The sequence below is a fragment of the Paludifilum halophilum genome, from assembly GCF_002245355.1.
In the GTDB taxonomy this organism is placed as follows: domain Bacteria; phylum Bacillota; class Bacilli; order Thermoactinomycetales; family DSM-45169; genus Paludifilum; species Paludifilum halophilum.
This window is the reverse complement of record NZ_NOWF01000028.1, coordinates 1-2,152: the sequence shown is the minus strand read 5'-3', so window position 1 is coordinate 2,152 and position 2,152 is coordinate 1. Positions and strand designations below refer to the sequence as shown.

The following is a 2,152-nucleotide window of genomic DNA, read 5'->3' as shown; positions in this document are numbered from 1 at the left end:
CAATCCAGGTTTTAAGAAAGGGGGGGAGGTAAATGGGGTTTTCATTTGCGGGAGTCCACAATGATCAGTATCGTCTGAAGGTATTGAAGACCACACGCCGGATTCTTCCCCCGATGAATAACCATCTGATCAGCATCCCGGGGAGTGACGGAGCTTATGATTATGGATTTGACTACGGAGAACTACTCATCGAAGTGGACATTTTGTTGTTCGAGGAAAGCCGTGCCGAGTTGCGATCACGGGTAAGAGACCTGGCCGATTGGTTGGGGCAGAAAGAAACCAAGGAATTGGTGTTTGACGACGAGCCAAATATGACCTATTTTGCCCGCCTATCCGATAGTACGGAGTTGGAGGAGCTCATTTATGCCGGGAAAGGAACGATCACCTTCTTGTGCCCGAAACCCTTCGCCTATGGTCCTGAAAAGGATCAATTGATTGCCGGGATTGTGAAGCAAGAGGACACCCACACCGAGGAAGGTTGGGCGGCGGGGACTCTATCGGGTGTTGCCGCTACACCTGACGGTTTGAAGCTGGCAAAGGAAGGTGAAGACTACTCTAACTATGTGGATGCAGGCTGGGATGGCGGAACACATGAAAACACCGAGGAAAAAGACAATGACTTTCTTGTTTTGGCGAAAAGTGGCCAGGATTTTAATTACTCATATACCACCTCCAAATCTATTCCCAGTTGGGAGTTTATTTCGAGATTTGAGCCGGGATCTGTCGGAGAAGATGGCGACTGGTATGTTCGAAACCAGAGCGGTGGGACCTATACCCTGGACGGTGAAAAAATCATTTTTGAAGGGGACACCGACGAAGACAGCGTCTATATCCGCCGCGATTCCAGCGGATTGAATGGTTCGCCTTTAACAATGGATTTTCGCGCTCGGATCACGAAGGGGAGCGGAGCGCGTCCTTTCGTTTCCGTAAATGATGCGGAAACGGGAGGAATTGATGTTGAATTGCCTGACACCGGAGGAACGATATCTTGGTTCCGTTTAGTGTATAGAGGCGGTACCGACTTCACCCTCTACCAAGACGGGGCAGAGATTACGCCGGAAAGTGTCTTTGATTACGGGGCTACTTCGATGGGCTATATTAACATTGGGTTGGATAACGGTCCTTGTACGTTTGAGGTCTGGAAACTGGGTCATGCCAACGCCAACCACGGCGCACCGCCTCCCGATCATACGTATACGGATGAACTTGTGGGTGATTTGGCGTCATTATCCGGAGTGGGCGTTTTAGCGTCTTCCTCCTATTCCAGAAGGATTGTTGCCACCGAGGCTTATGATTACTCGACATCCGCTTATTCCGGGCTGTCCACGGATGGTGGGGACACTTGGAACGAAACGGAGCTATCATCCGAATCCGGATCGATTCCGGGGTTTTCAAAGGGTGACGATGTAACCGGGTATGACTGGCGGTTTCGCTGGACCATGACGAGCCGGGACAGCATTGACTCGGTTTATTTGGATTCCTTTGACGCCGACTTTGTTTCCGGACGTCATCCCAGCGGATACCGTGATAGCCCAGTGATTAACCTTTCTCAAGTTGGCCGGGCGGCGACTTCTTCCTTTTCGTGGACGGTGAAAACTTTTCCGCCGGGTTCGACGATAACGCCTTATGTCCGTTTTTCCTACGACAATCAAGAAAGTTGGACAGATTGGCAAGAGGTAACGGAGAACGGCGGGGAAATGCCGGGGCTTGATACCGACGCCGATTTGTCCGACACCTATTTTCAATATCGGTTTCAGTTGACCACAGATGATGTCGAGTTCACACCGGAGGTTGATCGGGCGGATTATGAAGTTACGACCGCTTATGTTCCGGAGGGGGAGCGCATATCCGACCCGATCACCTTCGGAGACTTTGGAAGCGTTGGCGGATCGTATATTAGTTGGGATACGACGCCGGACGGATCGGAGGATGTAGAGGTTTACGCTCAAGTGGTCAACGAAGGGGAAGACCCCGACCCGAACGCATGGGTTCAAGCTACAAATACCGGGGAACTACCGGGCGCAGAAGTCGGTACGGATATGACCGGGAAGGCCGTTTACACGCGGCAGGTGTTGAAAACCAGCGATCCCGAAACAACACCGACCCTTCACCGTCAGCTATGGACAGTGGAGCCGGATAGCGACGATGCCGT

Annotated in this window: 1 protein-coding gene; it reads left to right on the top strand. The window is 51.8% G+C overall.

Annotated elements, in window-relative coordinates; all coding sequences use genetic code 11:
* Positions 1–32: 32 nt before the first annotated feature.
* Positions 33–2,152: distal tail protein Dit (locus CHM34_RS18240; RefSeq protein WP_141201772.1), on the top strand; the 2,120-nt coding region annotated here is incomplete at its 3' end.